Below are 23,107 nucleotides of genomic sequence, written 5' to 3'. Positions count from 1 at the left end.
TGATGCGGGCTTAGTAGTCGACTTGAACTTCGTGCACGCCCGCTGTTGGACGCCAATCTTTGCGCTGTGTCTCGGTCGGGTTCCCGACTACTTTCCCTATGCGTACCGGGGTTTGGCTTACAGCGCCGGCACCGGAATCGAGGAAGTCATCGGGCTGGTTGGTGATCGCCGGGTTGAAGTCGCGCATCTGGTCCCATAGCGGGCCGCGCAGCACGTCGACGTGCGCCCACAGGAAGCGGGACGAAAGCGGCGGTTCCAAGGCGTCGAGGATGCGCTTCTGCTTGTTGACGGTGCTGTGCTCTTCGCGGACAGCGCAGCCGGTGCCCTTAAGTGCCTGCCGCAGGATGGTCGGCACGAAGCCGCCAGGGCCGTTCGTCTCGACCACCACGCACGGGATCTGGAAGCGCAACACCAGGTCGCGCACCTGGGTGACCTGGCCGCCAATGATCCGATCCTTGTCGTCGAACTCTGCCAGCTCTCCCTCCACCCCCTGGCATACCTGCCAGTAGAGCTGGCCCCGGGCGTCCGTCAGGATCAGCGAGAACGCGCTGGCGTCGCTGTTGACCTTGCCCAGGCTGCAGTCCCAATAGGCCACGGCACCGACAATCTGCACGCTGCCCAGCCACAGGCTGACGGCGTTGTTGGCCGACCTGATGACCGGCTCGGCGTCGTACGGAATGAGCTTGGCCGGATCGAGACGAACCTCGGTGACCGGCTTGCTGTGCAACTGGTACTGGCTATCCCAGGCGTTGATGGTGCGCGTCTCGCGGCGGCGCTTCTCCAGCTCTTCGGCGCTGAATCGGCCAGGCCAGGCCGGGCGCGCGTAGCAGTCGATCAGGCAGCCTGGCGGCTCGTTGAATACGATCGTGTTCTCGCTGAGCGAATAGTCGACGCCAGGGCGCAGCACGCGGGCATGCTTGCCGATACCGGAGAACACCACCTCGGGCTTGAACGGCAGGCGGTAGGCCAGCTGCGTTGCCGTCTCGATGCGGTGCTCGTCGGCGTACATGCGGATGGTGAGGCAGTCGGCGCCCATGGCTTCGATCTCGTCGTACAGGCTGTCGTGCGTGTGGGGCGTGCCGATGTACAGCTTCGAGCCACCTGGCACCAGGATGTGGGTCTGCTCGTCCAGGCGGTAACGCAGCTTCTCGCGCGCCTCTGGCGTCTGGATGTTGCGCGGTACCTCGACGTCATCGTTCTGACACTCGTCGGCGCGAGCAGAGGTAACGTTCGACAAGATGCCCTTGGCGAACATCGAGGCGTTCCGGAAGTCGGCAGCACCTTCGACCCACCACTGTTCGACCGTGCCCTGGTTGGGCGGCAACAGGTGGCGAGTCAACGGGTGGTTGCGGATGACGTTCTGCGTATCCCGGCTGGTCTTGTAGGCGGTCGGGTCTGATTCCGACTGGTGCAGGATGCGAAAGGTAGGGTCTTTGTAGTACCGCCAGGCGTTGTAGATCGCCAGAATCGTGGACTTGCCGAAGCCCCGGAAGCACCGGAGCACGGCGAGATTGCCCTTGCCCTCCAGCCACAACAGCGCCTGCACGTGAACGTCCGGAACGGTCCAGCGCATACGCTTGGCCCAGATCAGGAAGAACACCAGCAGGCCGACTTTCGGAGCCTCGGGCTCAGTGGACATTGTTGCCCTTTTGCATGCGCTCGATGATGGCCTGAGCCTCGCGCTCGGCCGCCGCCAGCTCACCGTCGAGTTCATCAACAGCGTGGCCAGCGTCTGGCGCCGGCTTCTGCCGGTTCAGGATGCCCGCGATGTTCACCACCTTGAGCAGCAGGGTCATGGTTGCCGCAGCGTTCTTCTTGCACCAGTAACGGTCGCCCCGCTCCTGCTGCGTCAGTTCACCCAGCGGCTTGTCGTTGCCCGGCCACTTGTGCGGGTCGACTTCCTCGATCACCACCTCGCCCAGGCGCTCGCTCAGCGCCTGCAGGCGCACGATCTGATCATCACGCATATCACCGCCCTCCTACTGCCGCGCCCAGGTTGGGCGCCCGATCCGGTACCGCTTCGCCTGGCTCCCACCAGAACCGCTGATTGAAGTCCTTGCGCGCACGCTGCTCCATCCGGCGCAGGTAGCCCGGCGAGAACATCTCCTGCAGGTTGTGGAAGATCAGGTGATCGGTAGCCGCCTTCGTGTACCAGAGGTTCGCACCGGGGATGTGGCTCTTGGCGAAGCGAATCAGGTTGGCGCCCGTGGCATCGAAGTTGGCATCGCCGGCCATGTCCTTGAGCTTGAACAGCGATTCAACGTCACCAGCAATGGGGCCGCCCAGCGCAGCCAGCGCAGACGCGCCACCCTGCGTCTGGTTGCTGAACAGGAAGTCGCCGTACAAGCCGAGCGCGCCGCCCTTCATCATCGAGGCCATGCCGAAGCGCAGGCCAGGCACGCCGAGCATTCCATCGTCGGTGATGTCCTTGGGATCGCGACCGGATGCAATCTCGTTGAGCTGGATGGCCATTCCACCCAGCACCGTGGTGGTGGCCACCAGCGCCCCGATGTACTTGGCCTTGCCCCAGCCTGGCTGAGCCATGGCGCGCGACCAATGACGCATGATCATGGCGATGGGGAACGATTTGAACTGAAAGAAAGAGCGCTGCAGTTCACCGCCAAACGTGCCGCGCTGGGCGCTGCCGTACATGAAGGAGCGTTCACGCGCGCCCGGCTCGATGATCGCCATGCTGGTTTCGTCCAGCACGGTGCCCAGCAGCTTGGTAGCGGCCGCATCGCGTAGGCGCTGGGGCGATGTGTTCGCCTGCTGCGCCAGCCCCTGCAACTGCTGATCAGTCAGCCGGTAGATGGCGTTGGCGGTCAGCACCGTGGAGCCGGCGCCGTTGAAGTCCTCGGGCTCGGCCAGGCGCCACACCTGCCAGTCCAGCTCGGTGATGCCCTTGGCCTCCAGCAATCCCCGGTCGGCTGCATCCATGGCCTGCAGGCTGGCGTGCCGACGCGACATATCGCCCAAGGCGTCCATGTAGGTGACACCAAAGGCACGCTGCATGCCGGTGGTGAGCGCGTTCATGCCAGACACCTGCATGATCTTGCTGGCGGCGGTCTGGGAATACTTTGCGGCGCGCCCGGAAATGGCCTCGGTCGACCCCAGGCCATCGGCGCCGAAGCGGTTCAGGCTGCCAATCAATTGGTTCAGGCCCAGGCCGGCGCGCATCGCCAAACGCCTGTCAGCGGCATTGGCCGGATTCATCATGCGCGCCTCGTTGGCGAACACCTGCATAACCGGCATGCCGTTGATCTTCGACGTAAGCGCCAGCGTGCCCTGGTCGGTCAGCGAGGTAATCACCGCCGAGCCGAGGCGGCTGGCCACGTTCAGCGCCCGGTACGTATCGAAGCCCTGCGCAAGCCCCGGTGAGACTGGCGGCTCGCGCGTACCGGCGACTTCGGCATACAGGCTCTCGATCTTCTTCCGCTGTTTCTGCACCTTTGGCGTTGCCTTTGGATTGGCGGTTGCCATTTCCTGCTGCGCAGTGTCGAGGAAGTACCGCATCTGGTGGTTCGGGTTCGGGCCGAACGACTCAACCACAGCGATATCGCGGGCAGCTCGGTCGATGTGCCCGATCAGCAGTTCCAGCAGGTTGCGCTCGCCGTACTTGGACTGTGCCTCGATGAAAGACTCGGCGTTGGCGTAGTGGATCTGGCGCGACTCGCTGCCACGGTTGGCGCGTGCTGCACCGGTTGGCGCCCTGCCCGCCTCAAGCTTGTTGACGCCACCCGTGGCCAGGGTCTGCCAGGCGTGGTTCAGGAAGTCCGTCAGCTCGGCATCGTTCATCGGCGCGCCGTCTTCCTTGAGGTACTTGGAGCGGTCAGCCCATCGCAGATGGTCAGCCACCCAGCCGGCCTGATCGCGGGCGACCTTCACCTGGCTGTGATCGCGCGGCATTGACCAATCCTCGAGGAAGCCGATGTCGCCACCGGCACGGTTGAACCGGGTGCGCAGCGACTCGGCCACGTCCTTGAACGCCTTGGCCGCCTGCTTGGCCTCGGGTCGCCCGCTGTCCTCGCCGTGCAGCTCGCGCACCAAGGCCAGGTTGCCCTCGCTGTCCTGTAGCAGGCCAAGGAACTTGCCCTTGGTGACATCGATCACGTCCAGCATCCGGCTGATCGATTCGTCACGGATGGCGCGGGTAGCCGACTCGACGGACTGAATACCGCTCTTTCCGTCGGCGCTGAACGCCAGCATGCGGTCGAGCGCCTCCAGCGGGTTATCCGGGAAGCGCTTCATGTAGTTGGTGACGCGGTCATGAGCCAGGATGGTCAGCGCCACGCGGCGCTTGTTCAGCATCTGTTCGGCCACCAGCTCGTCGCCGGCCGCCTTGGCTGCGGCGCTCATGCGTTCGCTGGTGGTCTTGGCCTGCCAGTCGGCATCAGTGCGCGCCAGCTGCCGCATGTTGCGGCGCAGGCGATCCTCGATGCTTTTCAGTTCGGGTTGGTTGAGTGAGCGGCCAATCGCCTGGGCGACGGCAAGGGCGCATTCGGGGCGCATGGGCCTGCCTCCTGATGGGATGGAAGCAAGCCTATTGCGGCGCGGTAGACGGTTTCCCGACTATTCGCCCCGTTGCAGGGCGCATGCGGCGGCGGCGTCTATCCCGCGCGCCTCCAGTTGGGCGCGCTGGATGTCGTTGTCGGCCTGCGCCAGTAGCTCACGGGCCGACACGGTGACCGGGTTGCCGTCGGCATCGATGGCGCCGGTGGGCACCTGGATGTCGCCGAGCTCGTCCAGCACCAGCCTGGCGACTTCGACTTCCGGATCAGCAGCGCCAGCGCCGTTAGGTTGATCTTTCCTTACACCACCCTGAGATTCCTGACGGTTTTCGCTTCCTGGCTTTACGTTTTCGGCTGATGGCTTTACATCCTGCCCGGCAACAGGCTGGCGCGGCGCCGGCAGGTCAACGGGGTCAGGGCGCGGGGCCAGGCGCTCTGCTTCGTCGACCAGGCGCGCCAGCTCCTGAGTGGCGGCCTGGCGGATGGTCAACTGCTTGTTGCCCTGCTGCACCTGGTCGGCCAGTGGCTTGCGCTGGAATCCTTTGTCGATATCGGCGGCGCGGGCGCTGACACGCTCCTGCAGGCGTTCAGGCAGTTCGCCACGGTCTATGGCAGCGAGCTCACCGCGCGCGACCTCTGCCTGGCGATTGGTTTCGATCTGCTCGCTGATCTGCTCCAGGCGCTGTTCGATCTGGCTGCGCTCCTGCTGGATGACCTGGCGGGCCTGGCTCTCGGCCTGCTTGCGGGTCAGGCCTTCACCCTGCAGTTCCTTGGCGCGGTCCCGGAAGGTGCCGTCCAGCTCGGCCAGCGTGCGCTGCAGCGTCGCGGTCTCGGTACGCAGGTCACGCACGTTCGGCACAGCCTGCGCCGCCTGCTGCTCCAGCTCAGCGCGGATCGCCGGCAGCTCGACTTCCAGGGCCTGGGCTTCGACTTCCGCGCGACCAGCACGAACCGGTTCGATCAGCGGCATATCGTCGACGGGTCGCAGAAATGCCGCCTCGGGCAGATCGGACGGCAATCGCACCGGCTCACCGCGCGAAAGCTGCTCCAGGGCGATATCCAGCGCACGCACATGGGTATTGGCGGCAACGGCGTCGACCGGAATGCCCGGCGCGGTATGCAGCTCAGCATGCTGCGCGTTGTTCTCGGCCAGGGCGGCGTTGACCTGGTGTTCTGCTGGTGCTCGAGCAAGGCCGCGACCGATACCGAAAAACGCGGCACCGAGCACGGCATCGATAGTCATCGCCGTGCCGTCGAATGCGCGGTACTGGGCGGCCTGCTCGGTGTAGCCGCGGCTCTCCAGTAGTTCGGCTATCGAGCCGCGGCTGGCAACGCCAAGGCCGACGTTCGCGCCGACGGCAATGGCGAAGTCACCGGCAAGCGGCTTGACGAACCGAGCGGCCGGCAGCGCTGCGCCGATACCAATGGTGACGCCATCGATAGCGCCCTGGATGGCGGCAGTGTTCTCGTCGATGCCTTCGGACATGGCCACCTGTTTGCTGGAATAGCCCGCAGGCGCACCAGCAGCGAGAGCGCCGCCAACCATACCACCGGTCACCACACCAGCCACGGTACGCGGCAGGATTGCAGCAGCCTCGCCCAGCAGCTGCCCGGCGAGGCCAGTGGTTCGCGGATCGGGGCGCAGGTCCTTGACTGACTCGGCCAGGTCGCGCCCGATCTCGTCCGTCAGTTCCTCGGCGCCAGCAGCAGCGCGCTCTGCCCTGCCCTGTTGGTCGAAACCCGGCGTGTACCCTGCCCCGAAGCCAACGGCAAGCGTGCTCATGACCTCGGTACCGGCCAGGTTGACCAGGCCTGACTGAATTGACGCGCCAGCCTCCAGCGCGCCACGCACCAGCCCTGGGCCGATGGCGTCATAGCCGCCCTGGAAGAAAGTCGGCTCAGGCAGTTCAGTGGTGCCCTGTAGGCGCTGGCGTTGCGTGGACAGTTCGCCTTCTGGCGTCAGGCTATCGAGCCACATCAGCGAACCCTCACGATCAGCGGCTCACCGGTTTTTGGATCAAGCTGCATCCGTCCGCCGTTGAGCAGGTAGTAAGCGCCTTCGGTGCCCTGTACGGGCATCAGCGGCATGGACTCAAGCGAACCCTTGGCGATGCCACTTCGCTCGGCCAGTGCGCCGATCTGAGAACCCAGCGCATCCTGGAAGTCATCATCGGTCATGCCGTAGGGGCGCACGACCTTCTCACGACTGAACCATCCGGTTTTCACCTGACTGATTCCACCGGTCGCCATTTCCAGCGCCTTTGCTGCCAGCTTGTCGTCCACCTCTGCAGCAGTTCCGTCATGGGTCACGCCAGCCGGGCCGGCCATGCCTGCATACAGCGCCTTGTACGCAGAAAAAGCCTGCTCGCGCTGGCTGCTGCCGCTGGGGATCGCCTGGCCAACAGACTCGTCGAATGCGGCGCGCAGCTTGGCCTCCGTCGGCATCGGACTGGACTTATCCTTTAGAACCTTGTTACCGGCCAGGATCAACGGCGCCACGTCGGCGCCATCGTCGCCCTTGAGCTGACGGGCCTGCGCCATGCCGGCGAGCATCAACGGCTGATCGTCTGCAGCAATGACCTTGAGCGCCCCGCCGAAGTCGTTGGCGTTGGTCGTGGCCTGGGCAATGGCGCCGACCACCTGCAACTTGGTGCTGTCGTCGGCCTGCGCAAGCGCGGCCTTGAGCATGCCGGCCTCCTGCGGCAGGAACGGATTGCGGCTGACTTCCGGGCCTACCTGTTTGCGCATGGCGTTGATGGTGTCCATACGGGCGGCTATCTGTGCCGACAGAGCGGCCTGCCCTTCTGGCGTGCCAATTCCGGAGAAGTCCAGCGGCTCGACTGCAGCGCCGGTGCGCATGGCGTTCCACTCCAGCGGCTGGTCGCGCATCTGCTTCATGTTCGATTCGACAGCACGCTCCAGGCGGTCCACATTGGCGATCTGGTCGACGCTGCCTCCATTCGTTGCGAGCTGCTGGCGCTGTTGCTGAATGAACGACTGTTGATCAGCCAACGGCATGCGCAGCAGGGTTTGCACCTGGTTCATCTGCTCAACGCGGGAAGCGTACTCGCCGGCCATGCTGGTGCCGGACAATGCAGCCTGCCAGCGCTGCTGCTCGGCGGGGCTTGGTGGAATCCCGGTGGCGGCCTGGCGGTCCATCTGGTCCAGAATGCGCATGGCCCGCTGTTCCCGAATCTCGGCCTGGCGGGCGTTGTGCTCCTGCACCTGGAATATCTTGCCGGTGACGCTGTTCAGTAGCTGATTGCGGCGGTCTGGGTCGAGCTTGGTGGTGTAGTAGCCGTCTTCGGCGGTGAGCTGGGTCTGCAGGTTCTGCAGCGCGCCCAGGTCATTGCGGGCGCCGATCAGTTGCTGGGTGGCGTGGGTCATGTACACGCCATCCTTGAAATCCTGCTTGCGACGGGACCAGTCCACGCCATAAGCCATCCGGCCAACGGTGTCGATGTCCTCATCGTCCATGCGGGCGATCAGCGCCTCAGGCTTGGCGCCCGGTAGCGCAGCATCCTTGCCCAGCAGGTCCATGCGGGAGTCCAGATCGCTGCGGGCGGTGGCAATACGGGCTTGTCCGACAGCCTTCTCAATACCGCGAAAGCCAGACTCCTGAACCTTGCGCAGGCCAAGGCCGAACTGTTCTAGCTCGACTTGATCTAGGCCCTGCGGCTGCACTGGATCAAGCTTGCCGACTGCGGCCTGGTATGCCGACTGCGCTTGATCTGGATCGATCAACCCTTGGCGCAGCTTCTCGCCCAGGTCCGTTGTGATAGTCCCAATCTGGCGCTCGCGATCCATCAGCAAGTTGGTGGCCTTGACCCTGGACAGCGCCTTGGCTTCCTGGTTCTGCTGGTCGATCTGGCGCTCGGCGATGCCGCCGACGGCAGCAGCCAGCGCCTGCTGGCCACGGTTATCAGCGTCCAGCGTGACGACTCGGTTGCGCTCGGCGGTCGGTACAACGTTCGCCGTCTGGAACTGCCCCATTGGGATACGCATTACATGTTCCTCACGTATGCCGGGTTACTGGTCAGCGCTTGGCCCTGGCCCTGAGTATTGACGCCGCCAGACGACTTCCACCCCGAGTACATGCTGGCACCGGTAGACAGGAGCGTGCTGGCGGCCTGTCCGTAAGAGTTGCTGCGCGCCTGGTTGCCAGCCATCCGGGTATTTTTGGCATCGACGGTGAGGCGCTGCGCCCTGTTGTTCCCACCGAACACGGTGAGAATGGCGTCCTCTTCGGCGTTCTCGTAGATCTCGCGATTGATGTTCAGGGCAGTGCCTTCGCCAACGTCGACGCCAGATGCAGCAAGCGCGGAAGTCGCCTCGCCTTGCTGAATACGCGCCAACTTGCGGATGCGATCTGCCTGCACCATGGCCGCAGATTTTTCTGTCTTTGCGTCTAGCTCGGCCTGGTCGGCTTGTGCATCGGCGTTGAGTTGCTGTTGCTTGCCGGATTGCACGGTGGAGTAAGCGCTATAGGCAGCAGCTGCCGCCATCACGGCATAGGTCGCAGCGGTATATCCAGACATATCAGCGTCCCTCGATAATCAGGTTTTCATTCTGGCGACGAGACCCCAGGTTGTCGGTCTCGTCAGTAAACTCGGCTTCCGCTTCCTCGACCGTGCTGGCCTGGCTGGCGAATACCATGGTCAGGTCTGTGTCGACGTGAGCCAGAAACACCTGCTTGCGGCCGGCATGCCCTGGCAGAACGTGGTAGCCCTGCAGGTCTAGCGAGTCATCGCCAATGAAGACCGTTGCGTGACCAGACAGAATCAGTAGGGTCGGGATCTTGATCAGCGCGCCGGTGATAATCACGCCGGCAGGGATGCGGATAGTTCTGGCATACAGCCCGGCGTGGAAATGGTGAGTGGTGGCGATGGCCACCTGATCCAGCTGGCCAAGGAAGCCCTCCAGCTTGCCGACCTTATCGACATCGCCAGGGCTCATTGCAGGAAGGCCGGCAGGCGCCGGCATCAGACGGTTCATGCCAGCCCCCGCAGGAAGATGCGATTGGTCTCCCTGTAACCGGAGCGCGGCAGCACCTTTGCCAGGCGACCGTCGACCGGGGAACTGACCATCAGTGCCGAGGCGCCCAGCTCGCGTGCACGGGACTCAGCAGCGCGCAGCAGCTTCAAGCCAGCACCGCTGCGACGAGCATCCGGGGCGACGAAGAACGATTCCATCGAGCACACCATGCGCCCGCCGTAGTGCGGCAGGCCGTAGACGATCAGCACAGCAAACCCCACCAGCTCAGGCCCAAAGGCACCAATGACGTGCAGCATGCCGGTGCCCTCCATGGCCCTGTACATGTCGAAGTTGGCCGACACTTCGCCCAGCTCGGGAATGCTCGACTCGCGGCTGTAGTTCGCCAGCAACTGCTGCTGGGTATTGGCCTGCTCGATGTCGGTGACGGTGCAAGGGTGAATTTCGATCATGGTCAAATCGCCTTCTCGAAGAACAGGCCAGCGTCTTGAAAGCCATGCGCGCGGTAGAACTGCGCAGTGCCCTCGACGTTGATGCCGGTGGTAACGCCGATCTGCACATGCTTCGCACCGCGCAACTCGGCCCAAGTAGTCAGCGCCTGCACCAGGCGCGCGGAGATAATGCCGTGGCGGGCGCCAGGCTCGACGAAGAACGCGTATTCGAAGGCGAGTAGCTCTGTGGAGAACCACTGTTCGGTGATGCCGCCGAGCAAAGCTCCGATCACTTTCCCGTCACGCTCGGCAACGAACACAACGCCGGTACCGGCGATCAGTTGTGCCATGAAGCTGCCAACCACGTCGCCATCATAGGCATGACTGGAATAGCGGCTGGTTTGGTGAAGCAGGTGACCAAGCTCGACCAGGCGCGGAATATCGTCGATGGTTGCAGGACGGATCATGGCTGGCCTCAATCGTTGATGGTCAGTTTGTTGATGACGCACAGCAGATGAAACGGCATGGGCTGGCGCTGCTCGATCAGCAGCTCGCCGACCGCACCATCGCGTGCCCATCCGATCCTTTCCATTCGATAGTCACCAGTAAATCGATCAATAGGCTGGTCAAGAATGCCGGTGGCAAACTTGCGGAACGGGATTACATCGCCATTCAGGGTGCAGCCAACTGTGCCCAGGAAGCGCAGCGTCACCTCACGGATAGCCATGCTGTTGCCCTGGCTGGCACCGCTCGGTGAGCCGACCTCGGGTCGCAGGGTTTCGATGGTGGTGGTGTACGGCAGACCGATCTCAACAGTCTTGGCGTTGCGCGGCAGCGTAATTTCATTGTCCATGACACGCTGTTGTGGCATGACAATACCGTCAGCCAGGACATCGACGACCTCTCCATCAAGGTGATCCAAATCACCCCATACAGCCTTTCCAGCCGTATCCGCGCCGGTTATTGCGGAATGGGTATATGTGCCAGTATCAAAGCGCTCGATATACCTCACGTCTTGTCCGTTTATCCGACGCTTTACCACCATCCATAGCTCTTCACCATTGGCGTTCGGCACCGTGGCCACGGATTCGTAATCGCCATCGGTAGTGTGGCGCGCCCATCCAACCACATCTTGATCGCGGTCGATGGTCACTGAGGCCAAAATGCCATCCTCACGCACCATCCACAGTATTGACTCTGGTTCCTGCTGGTAGGCCATATCAACGATGCCGGTCTCGGTCAGATGCTCGGAAAGCACCGAGATATCCGGCGAACCGTATGCATCCGTGTCGTAGCGGTAGGCCATGGCCCTGATCTTACGGTTGGCACGCTGCACGAAATAAAGCTCGTTGCCGATTCGACACGGGCGAACCTTGCTGCATCCGTAGGTGCTCTGGTTTTTTACTTGGATATTGGTCGGCGTGATTGCCTTCTCGACACCGCCCGACAACGTGAACTCACCACCGTAGGTCAGCGCGATAAGCGCACGAACCTGGCCAAGGTGCTCGATGGGGTTTATCTGGTCGGACGAAACGGTGAACGACATAGCGTCATCGTCTTTAGTGCCTAGCTCGAAATTCAGGTATTCGCCTGTACGCGACATCCAGACGGTCTGCGGATACTCTGGCGATCCACCGCAAACCAGGCGCTGCTCATGCAAGGTGATGGCGCCGGGATATCCGTTCTCGGCGTTCCATACACCGCCTTCAAGCGTCCAGCTGTTGGCGATCGCACCAATAACAGCATCCAGGGCACTCTTGATCACGCCGTTGGCAACTGTGCTGGAGCCGATGCTGGTGATCTGCACAATCCCTCGGTTGATGCGCACCCACTTGCCAGCGTCCTCGCTTCGCCATCCAGCTGCAGCCAGGGTTAGGGTGATGGTGTCGCCAACCGGGTCTTTCTTGTTCGGCGTACAGGTCGTCTGCGGGCTACCGGTGAGCTTCCATTGTCCGGATGGGATCGCCGTACCGCCGAAGTCAGTGCGTATGGTGACCGTAGCCACGGTGGCAGAACCGACTGCAGTAATCACCGCTACGCCGGTGCCGTACCAGATTTCGCGGCCAACGTCGGCAGCCAGCCAGACGCTGCCGGACGCAGTGGCGGTGCGCCCGGTGCCGGCAGTGGTTTCAGATAGCGCGATATCGACCGCGGGCTTATGACCATCCTCTGCGAATGGGACTGTTACAAACGGCGCCTCTGAAAGCGTCCATTCGTCGTTGGTCACCCGGCGCAGGCGATAGATAGGTACTGACTGGTGCGCCAGAAACATGGTGTCAGCGCCTTGAACATAGGCAACATCGAACAGCATCGACTCAGAGTACGGCGTACCCAACTCGGTGAGCATCACTCCGCCCAGCGACCAGACACGGACGTACAGGTGGCCGAGCTCAAGAACATACGCCTGATCTCGATTGAACACGTATGGAATCAAGCGAGAACGCTTGAGGCCAGAATCCTTGGTTGGTGAAACGAAGCGAGAGCCCCAGGCGCGCATGACTCCGCCATGCACTACCGGGATCCCGTTTACGATGCTCTTGGCACCGTTCTGGTACCGGGCGATATCGACACGGCCAAGCATGCGCGGCGACAGCTCGCCCGCCGTGAAGTTGGTCTGTACGTACGTGACGCGAGGCATTACCAGCGCCCCCCGTAGCTATGGCGGGCCTGCAGCAGAGGGAAGTCACCGAACGTCTCTGGCGGCTCTTCCTGACCATCCACGGCGCGGGCCTTGCGCAGCTCGTAATCCAGTTCCTGCATGCGTGACTGCTCCATGCTGGTGGACTGGGTGATCGCGTAGGCGATGCGGGCGGCCATGGCCAGGGTTACGACCTTGACAAGCGTCGCGTCCCAGGTCGATTCCACTTCGTTCTTGAACACGTACCGCAGGTTGAGCGAGGCGTCATTGCTCAGGATCTGGCGGCCTTCCATGCGGTAATCGAAGCAGTCGCCGATATCGAGCGTGCGCAGCCAGTCACCGGGGAGCGTGAACTTGTACTGGTAGCCGAACGCTGGAGCGGTGGCATCCGGAGCGAGCTGGATGCGCTTGATCGAGCAGTTCCAGGGGTGGGCGCGCAGCATGTCGTCACGCACCGTCTCGTACATGTTTGAGCACAGCCGGGCCCGGTCGTTGTTTTCGTTCAGATCGTTGATGGTCTGCGCCCCCAGCATGAGCAGCGCGTTAGAGCAGATGGATACGGCGGTCGCGGGCATCGGTTCAATCTCCAGATAAACGAACCGGGGCACGCGGCCCCGGTTGAATAGTTCGCCGTCCTTGGCGGGCGGGCCTGATGATCAGTTGCCGTTGACGAACTGCACCTTGAGAGCAACGGTGCCGGCAGAGCCAGCGGCGGCGGTCAGGGTTGCAACGATGTCGTACTGCTTGCCCGGGTCGGACGCCAGGCCCAGTGCCTGCCACAGCGGCTTCTCGACATCGGCCAGGCCGAAGCCTGCGCCAGCGTCTGCCGCATCGGCTTCGTGGGTCACGTCCTGGTTGACCAGGGCGCTGGCCAGCGACTGCGCCGAAGCGAAGAAGTCAGCGTCGACGACCGCACCGGCATTGACCGACGCAATGTCGTAGACACCCACGTCAGCAGCACAGGTGGTGATCGCATCGCACGACAGCAGCACGCGCGAGATACGGTCGCCGGAGTTGACGCGGGCCAGGCGGTACTGGGAGCCAATCGAATCGCCGGATACAGCCTCGACGACGCCCAGCGACTCGCGCAGGCGACCGCCGTGGATCTTCTGGTTGGTGTTGGTTTGCGGGAATGCATCGCCGGCAGTGACGGCGGTGGATTTGGTGGTTACGACAGCCATGGTGATTTCTCCTGCTGATCCTGATGGGGAGTGAGCAACCGAGCCTTACGACTCGGTTACCGCGATCTCCACGACCTTCTCTTCTTCAACACGCACAGAGCCAATGGACATCTTGGCGTAGACGCGAGTGTTGAAGCCCTTGCCCGGGTCCTCGCCCACCTTGGTGGTGATGTCGGCGCCCTTGCCCAGGGTTACGCCGGACTTCGCGAAGGCGTAGAGCATGCGGGTACCGCTGGACAGCGGGGTGCGCTCGGACGGAATCCAGGTGAAGCCCATCCACTTGCCTTCCACGTCGCCTTCCTGCAGGAACTTGGCGGCCATGTAGTCGGCGCTAGTCAGGGTGGCATCGGCCAGGATGTCGGCAGCTGCGGCGGCGGTGTAGGTGATGAACAGTTCCTCACCGTTGTGGTTGTCCGCCTCGTTCTTGCGGAACAGGCGACGGGCCTGAATGATCTTGGCTTTGGTCAGGCCAGTGCCACCCACGGCGATCTTCTGCGCGCTCGGCAACACGATGTTGCCGGTGGTGCTGCGCGAGTTTCCGCCCAGTGCGGTGATGATCACGTCGTCCTTGGCGCGGTTCAGGCTGGCCACCATGGCCTTGACGTAATCCGACTGAGGGTCGACCAGCATGCGGATCTTGTCCTGGTCGTCGATCATGTCGCCGTCTTCCCAGTCGAACAGGTCGACGAAGCGGGTCGAGTGCGGTTGATCGTTGATCGGGGTGTCACCGTGGCGCTGGGTGCGGCGCTGCGCGGTACGCTGGCCCAGGCGGTTGATGGACTTGGACATGCCGACGATGTTCGGCTCGATGGAGACGCAGGGCTCCAGACGCGAACGCATCTGTTGAGCCAGGTGACGGAAGTTGTCAGCGAACTGCTGGACAAACGCTTCGGTGATCTGGAAGGACATGAGATTCACTCCTAGTGGTATCGGGGTTCATGCCTGCCGGGTGTCCACTAGGGGCCGGAATACCTGACTGCATCGGCGCTGCAGCCTTGGGGCGTTTCCGGGTATCTGTGCGCCACCACAGGCCGGCCCTTGCGGGATTGCCTGTGATGGTCGCGGTGGGGGTCGGTCGGTTTCCCGACTATTTGAATCGGCTGTTGCCGGAGGGATATTGGCGCTTGTAGAGGGCTTCCAGCTCGGCCTGCACGCTCTTGCGCTGCGGGTCTTCCTGCGACATGCCCTGCAGCTTGGTGCGCAGCTCTGCGGCCTTCGTGGTGAAGTCCGCCTCGCTCACTGCCTGGCCACCCGGGACGGTGTCCTCGCTCATCTCGCGACCAATGCGTGCCGTGAACGCGATGAAGTCCGGGTCGTTGCCGAACTTGGTCATCAGGTTGGCCATACTGCCCAGGCCTTCACCCTGATCGGCAAAGCCCTGCACGGCACGATATGACGACTGCAGGCCGCCCTTGAACTCGGCGTCGCTCTTCCATACGCCCTTGAGCGCCTCGGTAGCGCCCTGCTGATCAAGTAGCGCAGAACCCTCCAGCAGCTGCGGCGCTGCCTTGAGGTACTCGCCCAGCACGTACTCGACCTGAGCATTGGTCAGGCCCTTGGCATGGGCGCCCTTGAGGAACGCTTGCGAAGACTCGTCCTTCTTGAACTCTTCCCAGTCGAAGCCCTCGACCTCCAGCTTCGGCGCGTAGTCGTCGACGGACTTGGGAGGCAGATCGCCGGTGCCAACGCGCTTCTCCAGGTTGCTGTAGGCCTCGGCCATCTTGCGGCTGGATGCGTTGATGTCGAGCTTCCCATCAGCGCCGTTGACGCGGTACTTCTCGGGGATGTAGTCGTTGTCGGCGCCCTGGTTCAGCAGGTTGCCGCCGTCGGCTGGCGGTGTGGCCGCTGGTGGCGTTGCGGGAGCTGCAGCAGGTGGGGCATCGGCTGCCGGCGCCTCGTTCATCAGGTAGTGGCCCATCATGCGGTGGATGAACAGGTTCATTCAGCACCCCCGGTGGTGGCTTCAAGTTCCTTGGCCAGCTTCTCGCAGGACGCGTCCAGCGATTTTCGCTCGCTCTCGCCAAGCGCGTTATTACGTGCGCCCTGGGCGCGGGCAAGCAGCTCGGCAAGCAGCATGGCTTTGGTTATGGCTGCATCGTTCATTCTGGTTCCTCGTCGGGTTGGTCATTCACGCCGTTGGCGCGGTTGATGCGGAGCACGATGTTGTCCACCACTTCCCGGTTACCCATGGCGCGGTAGGTCTTGAGAACGGCGTCGATGCCGCCCTCCACTGCTGGTTTCGCGTGGCCGAACTGACGAATGAGCACCTCGAGGATGATCCGGCCTTCGTGGTGCTCTTCGAACACGCGCTTGAACATCGCGTCGATCTGCTCGGTGGTGAGCTGGATCATTGGCCACCCGCCTGACGCATGGCGCCCTGAGCGGCCATCTGCTGCATCTGCATCTCGGCCTGTTGCTGCTGGGCTGCCTGCTGTTCTTGTGCCCGCTGCTCGCGCCTTGCCTCCACGTCCGCTTCGCTGCGGATGATCTGCGAGGGAACGCCAAGGGCTTCGCCTCGGTAGCGCGCGGCCTCGTCCAGGTCGACGTTGTCGAGCGCGTCCGGCTGCATTCCTGCGCCAGCCTGCATCTGTGCAGCTGCAGCGCATCCGGCAACGTACTGGTCGATAGCGGTCACTTCCTCCAGCTTCTGCGCACGGGCCAGCGGGCTGATGTAGCGGACGGTGAAGTCTCGGTCGACCAAGCTCTCTGGTGCCGGCGCGAAAACGCCAGCGCGGTAGGCGATGCCGAAGCAACGGGAAATCAGCGGCTGCAGGTACTCGGCCTGCAGGCGGCCATAGACCGGGCCCAGCAGCTGACGAATCAGGCCAACGCGCACATGCACCTCAGTGGCGGTCATGGCTGGGCCGTCTTGGGGCTGCAGCTGGTCGGCCATCATGATCTTGCGAATCTGCGACCGGAGCTGATCGGCCTTGGTGAACGACACGTTGAAATCAGAGCCACTCTGCAGCGGCTTCATGCTGTCGACGCTGTTGGCCACGATGACCTTGCGCGGGCCGATCTTGACTGTACGCGGGTTGAGCACGCCATCGTCCTCGGCGATCCACATGCCAGCGATTGCCAGATCGGCTGCGGCCAGCTCCATGCGCACCACCTGATTCAGGGTGCGAGCATCAGGCAGCGCATCCGATACCGGCCCGATGGCATAGACGCTGTTCGGGATCATCATCCAGCGCGGCACAACGCACGGCATTTCGTGATACCCGGACTCGCGCACCAGTTTCCGGCCCTGGACCTCGATGTGGTACGAGGCTACCGGCAGGTTCTTGGCCAGCTTGGCGTCAACCACATAGGTCGGGCGCGGCTCAATGGCGTGCACGAACTCAAATTGATCGTCGGGCTTCTCGCGTGCTGCCTTGGCCAGATCGGCGGACAGGTTCTCTTCACCGAACTCTTTCAGCGCCTGCTCGGCGGTGAGCTTGTAGCAGCGGTAGACGATGTCTACTGGCTGGCCTTCCTTGCTGGCCGCCAAGAAGCACGCCGAGATTGGCCAGAGCTGGAACTGGAAGCCGCCCCGCTCCCGGTCCTGGTCGATGTACATCACGAACCAGCCGGCGCACACCTCGTCGATCATGCCCTCGTAAGCGGCGCTGTCGAAGTTGGCACCGTGGATGTTCTCCCACAGCACCTGGGCGCTGTCGTCGAGCCAGCGGCGTTCGTCGTCGCTCTCGTTGCCAACGTCCAGGCTGAACCAGCGCGAGTTCGCCGGCGTGATGCCGGACATGATCGACGACGCCTGTAGACGAGCCGCGTCGGTCAGCGTGGAATCCACCAGCCGGGCGATACGCGACTGCACGTCGTGGGCGTTGTTCAGGTTCAGCCCCTGCAGGCCATCGCCACGGATCGGGTACGAATGGTCAAAGCAATCGCGCCAGACCGGCTCATGCGGCTGGCGCAACGCTTTGAGCACACCCAGGCGCTTGATGATCTTGTCCGCGATTGCATTACTCATGAGCCGAGAGTGTCCTTACCGGAGGAAAGCAGGGAGCCGGACAGGTCGCCACGGGCGCCACCGGCACTGGACAGCAGCGAGCTATCGGCCTTGCGCTTCTTGCGCGTGGCCTGTTCGGTGTTGGCTTTGGCGGCCGCCTCGTTGGCTGCCTTCTCGGCCTCGACCTTCGGGTCTGGCTGCTCGACCACCTTGGGCTTTTTCGGTTTGCTCCCCATGGATCAGCCCTCCACCTTGGGCGCCGGGCACACCCAGCCCTCTTCGGTGAGCACGGGCTGCTTGATCTTGAAGGGGTCGACGTTGGCAGTGCTGGCCTTGGCGGACGGCTCGTCGCCCTGGTCGTTGGCAGGCGGTGCAGGCTTGGTCAGCGGCTCGCCACCGGCAACCAGACGGGCAATCTCTGCCGCTGCTTCGTTCTTGTCGCCACGGAAGTCGCCGACCTGGTTGCCATCGGCATCGACGATGATGTGTTTGCCACCGCCCTTGTGGATCGCTTTGTAAGCCGGCGCTGCAGGGGCCTCGGTAGTCGTGGTGACCTGTTGCGTCTGCTGGCCACTGGTGTCACCGGTCTCGGTGCTTGCCTTGGCGGGCTCGCCAGGCTGCTGGATATTCAGGGTCTCGGGAGCTGGCATCGCGCTGTCCTCGTTCGGTTGGGTGATCAACGAGGGCCAGCATCAGCGGATGGGGTGGACGGGTTCCCGACTATTTGGCGTGGTACGCCCACCAGCATGACGCATCGACCAAGGGCAGCTTGGTCTCGGCCTTGCCGGTGATCTCGCACCAGAACTCGATCAGGCGCCGCCCTTCGCTGTAACGCGGCTCTGCGCCCTGCTTCCAGCCCAGCAGCGTGGACTTTGGCACCCCAACGCGGTCGGCGATGGCTTTGGCGCTGTAGCCGTGGCGCGACAGGTCGCTGATGACCTGGAACCAATCCAGATGCTTATCCAGCTCCTGCCGGCGTGTAGCAGGCTTTGGCGCAGGCTGTGGGGCCACCGGGCGAGCGACAACAGCCGGCTCAACCTTGGCGGTGATGCCGAGGTCGAGCTGGTACTGGTTCGCCGCGGTGGCCATCTGACTAGCCCCCAAACGCGCACGCGCGCGAGGCTGGGTCAGGCTGAGCGACAAGGCGCTCATGCTTCACCACCACGGTGATCGACCCGCCTTCCATCTTCAGAGTCGGCGCATACACCCTGATCAGCGCCAACCCATCCAGAAAGAAGTCAGTGAACTCCGGGTACTTGCGCGCGTGCATCCTGGCTTTCATCGCATCGATGGCAATGGCTTTCCCGATACGGCCGTTCACCGCATCTAAAACAGCGGCATCGGTGATCTTGTACGCAGACGCGGCCAGGTCAGCCGCCATTCCACCCACTAAATCCATCACGAACACTCCCCCACCAGCGGAACGACACGGACCGAAACGCCAGGCGTATCGCCGAAGCGCTTGGACATGGACACGTTCACCACCTGGACATCATCGCGGAAGACGATGCCGTTGATGCCGTCGCAGATAGCCTTGAGCACGTTGTCGGCGTCCGGCTTCTTGGTCGGCATCACCTCGCCGGCGAGCGCGGCGGCGGCCTTCTTCTTCGACCAGGACGCGGCCACCGGAAGAACGATGCGCAGCTCCATCAGCACCGGGCCGGCGATCAGCTCGCGTTCGGCCATGGCCTGCTGCGCCACCACGGCGATCAACGACTCATAGTTGGCCGTCTTCTTCGGCGTGAACAGGCGCGCATGGTTGCCGACCTTGCCGACCCGTGGCCTGCCCTTCCCTACCGGCTCCCCTGGCACCACGAACGAAACTGGCTTGAGGTCATGCATGTTGGTCTCCCCGTTTGATACCCATCCGTGCCAGCAGCAGCTTGCGAGCCTGCTGGCCGTCCGTTGGGATGTTCTGCGCGGTGATCAGGTCGCGGGCCTGCTGGTGCGTATGTGCGTACTGGACCTGCATCGGGGTCTTTTCCTCGTGCTCGATGCCATCGGGAATGCTGTCGTCCAGCGGCTTACCCATGACGGCGCGAGCCCTGACAATGGCGAAATTGCGGTTGAAGCGTTCACGTAGGGCCTTGTCGGTCAGTCGCCCGGACTTGAGGTCGAAGGTCCCTGTCTTCTCTGCAGCGATGCGCACGATGTCGTGGCTGTACTCGCCGCGTAGTGCCTGTTCCCAGGCTTCGGACTCACTGGGCATACCAGGCATCTGCAGGCACATGCTGCGGAACTGCGTTGCGCTCGGTGGCCATCCGTCGTTGTTCAGGCCACCGAGCTGGGCCAGACCGTTGGCAATCTGCTTGCCGGTGATGCCGGTCAGATGCTTCGCCCAGGCGTGATCAGGCCTCGGCTTCGCGCCAAAATTCGCCGTCCAGCGGTGGCCGTAGGTCTCCACCATCGTTTTCCAGAGCTTCTCCATCAGAATCAGCGATAGCGGCTCCACTTGGCTTGGCGAGCTCTGCTCGTTGCTCTGCGATTGCGGCTTCGACTTGCTCGACGGCAGAGAGTGAACGCTTGCCAGAGCCCCGGCGTGCTGCGGCTTCTTCGGATCGTGATTGTCCATAGGGTTTGGCCTCGCTATTGGCGGCGAACTGGATTTGCTTCTTGAGGTGATCGACCAGTTGGTATTCCCACTGGGCTTGGGTCTGCTCTTTCTCTGGCCTGACGTGCCAATAGCTGCAGAAGGCGTTCAGTCGCTCGGTGGTGAGCGCTGACAACGGGACGGCGTTCTTGAAGGCGATTGCCTTGAACGATTTGGCGATGGGGCTCCAGCCTTCGAGAGGCATCGGAAATTGCCTCGCGCGCTGTAACACCATCATAGGATCTCCGGATTCCGGAAGTAGGTTGTTAATCGGCGAGGAATACGGTTGTTGCTCTGGTTGTTGCTCGCCTTCTATTTCGCTGGAGGCCGCGTATTCAGAGGGCTGTAACCTGTCACCCGTTGGTTGTTGCTGTGGTTGCGCGGCTGGTTGTAGCTCGGTTGTAGCTGTTTTGGGCGAAGCATCACTACGAGCGTGCGGGAACTGGTAAACCATGGTGCCGATCGTCACCAGCAACCCCAGCTTTTCCAGGCGTCGCACGGCTGATCGGTACATTTCGCGGGTGATTGGCTTGGGCTTGGGGCGCCCTGGTATGGGGTCAACGGTGAACCCCTCGCGCAGCACTATCTCGCTCAGCAGCGTCTTGTGGCCGGCAATACCTGTGGCGAAGTCCATGCGCCGCTTGATAGCGATGTACAGCTTCGTCAGCTCTGCAGGTTCACCCGCAAGCAGCTCCCACTCGGCGTCGTCGATCCGGATTGCGACCATGATCAGTCGAACTCCAGCTGATCAATGCCCTGGACGTGCTCCATCCAGCGCTTGGCCTGGTGCAGGATCGTCTCGATGTCGCGCTCGTTGAAGCAGCGCATGTCACTGGGCACGACCTTGAGGTCAAGCACCGCCAGGATCTGGCAGAACTGCTCGAACTTCTCGGGCTTCATCCGGCTGATCGTCGCCTCGTCGCAACCGACTGCAAGCGCAACCGGCGCGTTGCCGACCGATGCAAGTGCCCGCATGAGAACGCTGTAGTTCTTGCGGGCCCTTACCGTCTGGTCCTGGCTCAATGTCTCCGTCGACATGGTCAGGCCACCGACGATTGTTGAGCCGGCACATCCTCATGCCGAGCCTTGACCGCACCGTCGGATGCCTTCTCCAGCACGCATTGCTGCTGGTAGGAGAAGCCGCCGGCGGTCTTGCACTGCGAGACGCGGCCGGGGGTCAGCCCCAGGGCGTCTGCGATAGCTCTGCCACTGTGAAAGTGGTCGAGCGCTTCTTGATAGGTCATTGCCATATCTCCGCTGGTTTTGGCGGAGTTTAGAAAAGTAAACCGACGAACGCAAGGCAACTAAACCAGATGATGTTTAGCATCCTAAACATGGAATTCTCAGATCGCGTCAAAGCACGCATGAAAGAGCTCAAGATCAGCGCCGTTGAGCTTGCAGCATCGGTTGGCGTCTCAAAGGGCGCCGTATCGCACTGGACATCAGGTTCTAACCTGGCGACCGGCCAGAAGCTCGTCGCCTTGGCAAAGGCGCTGCGCTGCAACGAAAACTGGCTGATGACAGGCAAGGGGACGCCGGATCAGGAGCACGCCGACCCATCGTTCGACTCAGACTACGCGCTGATCAACCAGTTGAGCGCCAAGGGTTCGTCGGGCAACGGCTATATCAACGACCATATCGAGGTGGTCGGCGGCCTGGCATTCAAGCGCGATTGGCTGCGCCGCATGGGCCTCAAGCCCGAGAAACTGTGCGTCGCCTACAATCACGGCGAGAGCAACTGGCCGACGCTGACCGATGGCGACGTGGTGCTGATCGACATTTCGTCGAAGTCACCAACCAGCGGCAGCATGTTTGCGATGCACGATGCCGACCAGGAAGTAATCTTCAAGCGCCTGATCCGCGAGATATCAGGCGGCTGGATCATCCGATCTGACAACCAGGACAAGACGCGATACCCGGATATGCCGATCAGTGCGGAGGGCATGCGCGGTGTCGACATCATCGGGAAGATTGTTTGGCGCGGCGGCGCCATGTAAACGAAGCACGCCGCCCTATGAGCCCGCCGTGAGCGGGCTTTTTTGTGCCCGCTGGAAATGCATGCCGCCCGTCGCGTTTAGCTTTCTAAATTTTCTTCTTGACGCGCTTTGTTTAGTTTTCTAAATTTGCACCCAAGCCACCCACCAACCGGATGGCCTGGGCAGCGAGCCGAAGCCCCGATTCGGTACAGGGGAAGCCTCACCCCGGGTGCGCAGCGTCGAGCACCGCCTAACCGAGTGACCACGGCCAGAGGGCGCGGTGGTCTGTCGGAGCCACAGGCTCCCCGAGATGCGAAAGCAGGCCCAGGCGCAGGTGGCCAGAAACAGCGCCCAGATAGACCGATTTCCTCGATGGCCTTGGCGACAGGGCCATCCGGGAAACCAACCGGAGGGAGTCCATATGAAAGCCTGGTCAGAGATCTACTGCGGAATCACCCATTACGGTTCCTGCGATGACCATCGCCGTTCCAGCATCAACATCTTCAACACCAAGGCTCAGCTTGTCCGCTGGTGGCGTGGGTGCGGTTTCAGCCCTGACACCGAATGGTTTGACTCGCTGGATGAAGCCAAGGCGGCTGGTGAGGCTTGGGCAAACGGGAAATGAACCATCACTGATGCGCCTTCCACCGAGGGCGCATTGGGATGCTCTGCATCGCTTGCTACCACGGTATTGCCCCACTCACACCGGGGCTTTTTTGCGGACATAGCTCAATCGGCAGAGCACCGAGCGCGCGTCGACCGGTAGACAGACGCTCATCCCCATGGAGGTTGCAGGTTCGAGTCCTGCTGTCCGCTCCACATTCCCCATCCACGCACATAGC

The 23,107-nt window shown here is 62.7% G+C and carries 28 protein-coding genes and 1 pseudogene; 3 read left to right on the top strand and 26 right to left on the bottom strand.

Annotated features, from left to right (window positions below; translation table 11 throughout):
• Positions 1–10: 10 nt before the first annotated feature.
• The 26 genes from terL to BLR77_RS18750 form a co-directional block, all read right to left on the bottom strand.
• A complete protein-coding gene (gene terL, locus BLR77_RS18870) occupies positions 11–1,639 on the bottom strand; it encodes a phage terminase large subunit (protein WP_074680680.1) in 1,629 nt (542 codons plus the stop codon).
• On the bottom strand, positions 1,629–1,967 hold the full coding sequence (locus BLR77_RS18865; RefSeq protein ID WP_074680678.1) for a hypothetical protein: 339 nt from the start codon (positions 1,965–1,967) through the stop codon (positions 1,629–1,631). The genes terL and BLR77_RS18865 overlap by 11 nt, the downstream gene beginning before the upstream one ends.
• 1 nt (position 1,968) lies before the next feature.
• Complete coding sequence (locus tag BLR77_RS18860; RefSeq protein WP_074680676.1) at positions 1,969–4,509, bottom strand: hypothetical protein; 2,541 nt, start codon at positions 4,507–4,509, stop codon at positions 1,969–1,971.
• A 60-nt stretch (positions 4,510–4,569) separates the two neighbouring features.
• Positions 4,570–6,486, bottom strand: coding sequence for a hypothetical protein (locus BLR77_RS18855; RefSeq protein ID WP_074680674.1), 1,917 nt, complete (start codon positions 6,484–6,486; stop codon positions 4,570–4,572).
• The gene (locus BLR77_RS18850; protein ID WP_074680672.1) at positions 6,486–8,513 is read right to left on the bottom strand and encodes a hypothetical protein; all 2,028 of its coding nucleotides are present in this window, start codon (positions 8,511–8,513) and stop codon (positions 6,486–6,488) included. The genes BLR77_RS18855 and BLR77_RS18850 overlap by 1 nt, the downstream gene beginning before the upstream one ends.
• The gene (locus tag BLR77_RS18845; RefSeq protein WP_074680670.1) at positions 8,513–9,046 is read right to left on the bottom strand and encodes a hypothetical protein; all 534 of its coding nucleotides are present in this window, start codon (positions 9,044–9,046) and stop codon (positions 8,513–8,515) included. The genes BLR77_RS18850 and BLR77_RS18845 overlap by 1 nt, the downstream gene beginning before the upstream one ends.
• Position 9,047: 1 nt before the next feature.
• On the bottom strand, positions 9,048–9,503 hold the full coding sequence (locus tag BLR77_RS18840; protein ID WP_074680668.1) for a hypothetical protein: 456 nt from the start codon (positions 9,501–9,503) through the stop codon (positions 9,048–9,050).
• Complete coding sequence (locus BLR77_RS18835) at positions 9,500–9,952, bottom strand: GNAT family N-acetyltransferase (protein ID WP_074680666.1); 453 nt, start codon at positions 9,950–9,952, stop codon at positions 9,500–9,502. The genes BLR77_RS18840 and BLR77_RS18835 overlap by 4 nt, the downstream gene beginning before the upstream one ends.
• Before the next feature lie 2 nt (positions 9,953–9,954).
• A complete protein-coding gene (locus BLR77_RS18830) occupies positions 9,955–10,398 on the bottom strand; it encodes a GNAT family N-acetyltransferase (RefSeq protein ID WP_074680664.1) in 444 nt (147 codons plus the stop codon).
• Between the two features lie 8 nt (positions 10,399–10,406).
• The gene (locus BLR77_RS18825; protein ID WP_074680662.1) at positions 10,407–12,569 is read right to left on the bottom strand and encodes a phage nozzle protein; all 2,163 of its coding nucleotides are present in this window, start codon (positions 12,567–12,569) and stop codon (positions 10,407–10,409) included.
• A complete protein-coding gene (locus BLR77_RS18820) occupies positions 12,569–13,144 on the bottom strand; it encodes a phage connector family protein (RefSeq protein WP_074680660.1) in 576 nt (191 codons plus the stop codon). The genes BLR77_RS18825 and BLR77_RS18820 overlap by 1 nt, the downstream gene beginning before the upstream one ends.
• 81 nt (positions 13,145–13,225) lie before the next feature.
• Positions 13,226–13,750: a hypothetical protein gene (locus tag BLR77_RS18815; RefSeq protein WP_074680658.1), complete on the bottom strand. Its 525-nt coding sequence runs from the start codon at positions 13,748–13,750 to the stop codon at positions 13,226–13,228.
• Between the two features lie 45 nt (positions 13,751–13,795).
• Complete coding sequence (locus tag BLR77_RS18810; protein WP_074680656.1) at positions 13,796–14,659, bottom strand: phage capsid protein; 864 nt, start codon at positions 14,657–14,659, stop codon at positions 13,796–13,798.
• A gap of 178 nt (positions 14,660–14,837) precedes the next feature.
• Positions 14,838–15,692 (bottom strand): hypothetical protein, encoded by an 855-nt coding sequence (locus tag BLR77_RS18805; RefSeq protein ID WP_074680654.1) that lies wholly within the window; start codon positions 15,690–15,692, stop codon positions 14,838–14,840.
• Positions 15,689–15,853: a hypothetical protein gene (locus BLR77_RS25495; protein ID WP_156085552.1), complete on the bottom strand. Its 165-nt coding sequence runs from the start codon at positions 15,851–15,853 to the stop codon at positions 15,689–15,691. Before BLR77_RS25495 ends, BLR77_RS18805 begins: the two co-directional genes overlap by 4 nt.
• Positions 15,850–16,101 carry a Bbp19 family protein gene (locus BLR77_RS18800; protein ID WP_074680652.1) on the bottom strand — a complete coding sequence of 84 codons (252 nt, stop codon included), beginning with the start codon at positions 16,099–16,101 and terminating at the stop codon, positions 15,850–15,852. The genes BLR77_RS25495 and BLR77_RS18800 overlap by 4 nt, the downstream gene beginning before the upstream one ends.
• Entirely contained in the window at positions 16,098–17,720 is a 1,623-nt protein-coding gene (locus BLR77_RS18795; RefSeq protein WP_074680650.1) for a portal protein, read from the bottom strand. The genes BLR77_RS18800 and BLR77_RS18795 overlap by 4 nt, the downstream gene beginning before the upstream one ends.
• Complete coding sequence (locus BLR77_RS18790; RefSeq protein WP_074680648.1) at positions 17,717–17,935, bottom strand: hypothetical protein; 219 nt, start codon at positions 17,933–17,935, stop codon at positions 17,717–17,719. Before BLR77_RS18790 ends, BLR77_RS18795 begins: the two co-directional genes overlap by 4 nt.
• Before the next feature lie 3 nt (positions 17,936–17,938).
• Positions 17,939–18,349, bottom strand: coding sequence for a hypothetical protein (locus BLR77_RS18785; protein ID WP_074680646.1), 411 nt, complete (start codon positions 18,347–18,349; stop codon positions 17,939–17,941).
• Positions 18,350–18,419: 70 nt separating this feature from the next.
• Entirely contained in the window at positions 18,420–18,851 is a 432-nt protein-coding gene (locus BLR77_RS18780; RefSeq protein ID WP_139203046.1) for a hypothetical protein, read from the bottom strand.
• On the bottom strand, positions 18,793–19,098 hold the full coding sequence (locus BLR77_RS18775; RefSeq protein ID WP_074680644.1) for a hypothetical protein: 306 nt from the start codon (positions 19,096–19,098) through the stop codon (positions 18,793–18,795). Before BLR77_RS18775 ends, BLR77_RS18780 begins: the two co-directional genes overlap by 59 nt.
• Complete coding sequence (locus BLR77_RS18770) at positions 19,098–19,541, bottom strand: RusA family crossover junction endodeoxyribonuclease (RefSeq protein WP_074680642.1); 444 nt, start codon at positions 19,539–19,541, stop codon at positions 19,098–19,100. The genes BLR77_RS18775 and BLR77_RS18770 overlap by 1 nt, the downstream gene beginning before the upstream one ends.
• Complete coding sequence (locus BLR77_RS18765) at positions 19,534–20,106, bottom strand: hypothetical protein (protein ID WP_074680641.1); 573 nt, start codon at positions 20,104–20,106, stop codon at positions 19,534–19,536. Before BLR77_RS18765 ends, BLR77_RS18770 begins: the two co-directional genes overlap by 8 nt.
• Positions 20,048–21,016: a DnaT-like ssDNA-binding domain-containing protein gene (locus BLR77_RS18760; protein WP_074680639.1), complete on the bottom strand. Its 969-nt coding sequence runs from the start codon at positions 21,014–21,016 to the stop codon at positions 20,048–20,050. Before BLR77_RS18760 ends, BLR77_RS18765 begins: the two co-directional genes overlap by 59 nt.
• Positions 21,017–21,018: 2 nt before the next feature.
• Positions 21,019–21,327, bottom strand: coding sequence for a CII family transcriptional regulator (locus BLR77_RS18755; protein WP_074680637.1), 309 nt, complete (start codon positions 21,325–21,327; stop codon positions 21,019–21,021).
• Between the two features lie 2 nt (positions 21,328–21,329).
• Complete coding sequence (locus BLR77_RS18750) at positions 21,330–21,533, bottom strand: helix-turn-helix domain-containing protein (protein WP_074680635.1); 204 nt, start codon at positions 21,531–21,533, stop codon at positions 21,330–21,332.
• 90 nt (positions 21,534–21,623) lie between these two features.
• Here BLR77_RS18750 and BLR77_RS18745 point away from each other — a divergent pair, with 90 nt between their 5' ends.
• The 3 genes and pseudogenes from BLR77_RS18745 (at position 21,624) to BLR77_RS18735 (ending at position 23,084) form a co-directional block, all read left to right on the top strand.
• Positions 21,624–22,286: a helix-turn-helix domain-containing protein gene (locus tag BLR77_RS18745; protein ID WP_074680633.1), complete on the top strand. Its 663-nt coding sequence runs from the start codon at positions 21,624–21,626 to the stop codon at positions 22,284–22,286.
• A gap of 400 nt (positions 22,287–22,686) precedes the next feature.
• On the top strand, positions 22,687–22,890 hold the full coding sequence (locus BLR77_RS18740; RefSeq protein ID WP_074680631.1) for a hypothetical protein: 204 nt from the start codon (positions 22,687–22,689) through the stop codon (positions 22,888–22,890).
• A 93-nt stretch (positions 22,891–22,983) separates the two neighbouring features.
• Positions 22,984–23,084 (top strand): annotated as a pseudogene (locus tag BLR77_RS18735).
• Positions 23,085–23,107 lie beyond the last annotated feature (23 nt).

The sequence above is a fragment of the Ectopseudomonas alcaliphila genome (assembly GCF_900101755.1).
Classification (GTDB): domain Bacteria; phylum Pseudomonadota; class Gammaproteobacteria; order Pseudomonadales; family Pseudomonadaceae; genus Aquipseudomonas; species Aquipseudomonas alcaliphila.
This window is presented reverse-complemented; position numbering and strand designations above follow the sequence as displayed.

Coding starts and splice junctions, on each gene's coding strand:
- terL (WP_074680680.1), bottom strand. CDS start 1,639: ATGTCCACTGAGCCCGAGGCTCCGAAAGTCGGCCTGCTGGTGTTCTTC.
- BLR77_RS18865 (WP_074680678.1), bottom strand. CDS start 1,967: ATGCGTGATGATCAGATCGTGCGCCTGCAGGCGCTGAGCGAGCGCCTG.
- BLR77_RS18860 (WP_074680676.1), bottom strand. CDS start 4,509: ATGCGCCCCGAATGCGCCCTTGCCGTCGCCCAGGCGATTGGCCGCTCA.
- BLR77_RS18855 (WP_074680674.1), bottom strand. CDS start 6,486: ATGTGGCTCGATAGCCTGACGCCAGAAGGCGAACTGTCCACGCAACGC.
- BLR77_RS18850 (WP_074680672.1), bottom strand. CDS start 8,513: ATGCGTATCCCAATGGGGCAGTTCCAGACGGCGAACGTTGTACCGACC.
- BLR77_RS18845 (WP_074680670.1), bottom strand. CDS start 9,046: ATGTCTGGATATACCGCTGCGACCTATGCCGTGATGGCGGCAGCTGCT.
- BLR77_RS18840 (WP_074680668.1), bottom strand. CDS start 9,503: ATGAACCGTCTGATGCCGGCGCCTGCCGGCCTTCCTGCAATGAGCCCT.
- BLR77_RS18835 (WP_074680666.1), bottom strand. CDS start 9,952: ATGATCGAAATTCACCCTTGCACCGTCACCGACATCGAGCAGGCCAAT.
- BLR77_RS18830 (WP_074680664.1), bottom strand. CDS start 10,398: ATGATCCGTCCTGCAACCATCGACGATATTCCGCGCCTGGTCGAGCTT.
- BLR77_RS18825 (WP_074680662.1), bottom strand. CDS start 12,569: ATGCCTCGCGTCACGTACGTACAGACCAACTTCACGGCGGGCGAGCTG.
- BLR77_RS18820 (WP_074680660.1), bottom strand. CDS start 13,144: ATGCCCGCGACCGCCGTATCCATCTGCTCTAACGCGCTGCTCATGCTG.
- BLR77_RS18815 (WP_074680658.1), bottom strand. CDS start 13,750: ATGGCTGTCGTAACCACCAAATCCACCGCCGTCACTGCCGGCGATGCA.
- BLR77_RS18810 (WP_074680656.1), bottom strand. CDS start 14,659: ATGTCCTTCCAGATCACCGAAGCGTTTGTCCAGCAGTTCGCTGACAAC.
- BLR77_RS18805 (WP_074680654.1), bottom strand. CDS start 15,692: ATGAACCTGTTCATCCACCGCATGATGGGCCACTACCTGATGAACGAG.
- BLR77_RS25495 (WP_156085552.1), bottom strand. CDS start 15,853: ATGAACGATGCAGCCATAACCAAAGCCATGCTGCTTGCCGAGCTGCTT.
- BLR77_RS18800 (WP_074680652.1), bottom strand. CDS start 16,101: ATGATCCAGCTCACCACCGAGCAGATCGACGCGATGTTCAAGCGCGTG.
- BLR77_RS18795 (WP_074680650.1), bottom strand. CDS start 17,720: ATGAGTAATGCAATCGCGGACAAGATCATCAAGCGCCTGGGTGTGCTC.
- BLR77_RS18790 (WP_074680648.1), bottom strand. CDS start 17,935: ATGGGGAGCAAACCGAAAAAGCCCAAGGTGGTCGAGCAGCCAGACCCG.
- BLR77_RS18785 (WP_074680646.1), bottom strand. CDS start 18,349: ATGCCAGCTCCCGAGACCCTGAATATCCAGCAGCCTGGCGAGCCCGCC.
- BLR77_RS18780 (WP_139203046.1), bottom strand. CDS start 18,851: ATGAGCGCCTTGTCGCTCAGCCTGACCCAGCCTCGCGCGCGTGCGCGT.
- BLR77_RS18775 (WP_074680644.1), bottom strand. CDS start 19,098: ATGGATTTAGTGGGTGGAATGGCGGCTGACCTGGCCGCGTCTGCGTAC.
- BLR77_RS18770 (WP_074680642.1), bottom strand. CDS start 19,541: ATGCATGACCTCAAGCCAGTTTCGTTCGTGGTGCCAGGGGAGCCGGTA.
- BLR77_RS18765 (WP_074680641.1), bottom strand. CDS start 20,106: ATGGTGGAGACCTACGGCCACCGCTGGACGGCGAATTTTGGCGCGAAG.
- BLR77_RS18760 (WP_074680639.1), bottom strand. CDS start 21,016: ATGGTCGCAATCCGGATCGACGACGCCGAGTGGGAGCTGCTTGCGGGT.
- BLR77_RS18755 (WP_074680637.1), bottom strand. CDS start 21,327: ATGTCGACGGAGACATTGAGCCAGGACCAGACGGTAAGGGCCCGCAAG.
- BLR77_RS18750 (WP_074680635.1), bottom strand. CDS start 21,533: ATGACCTATCAAGAAGCGCTCGACCACTTTCACAGTGGCAGAGCTATC.
- BLR77_RS18745 (WP_074680633.1), top strand. CDS start 21,624: ATGGAATTCTCAGATCGCGTCAAAGCACGCATGAAAGAGCTCAAGATC.
- BLR77_RS18740 (WP_074680631.1), top strand. CDS start 22,687: ATGAAAGCCTGGTCAGAGATCTACTGCGGAATCACCCATTACGGTTCC.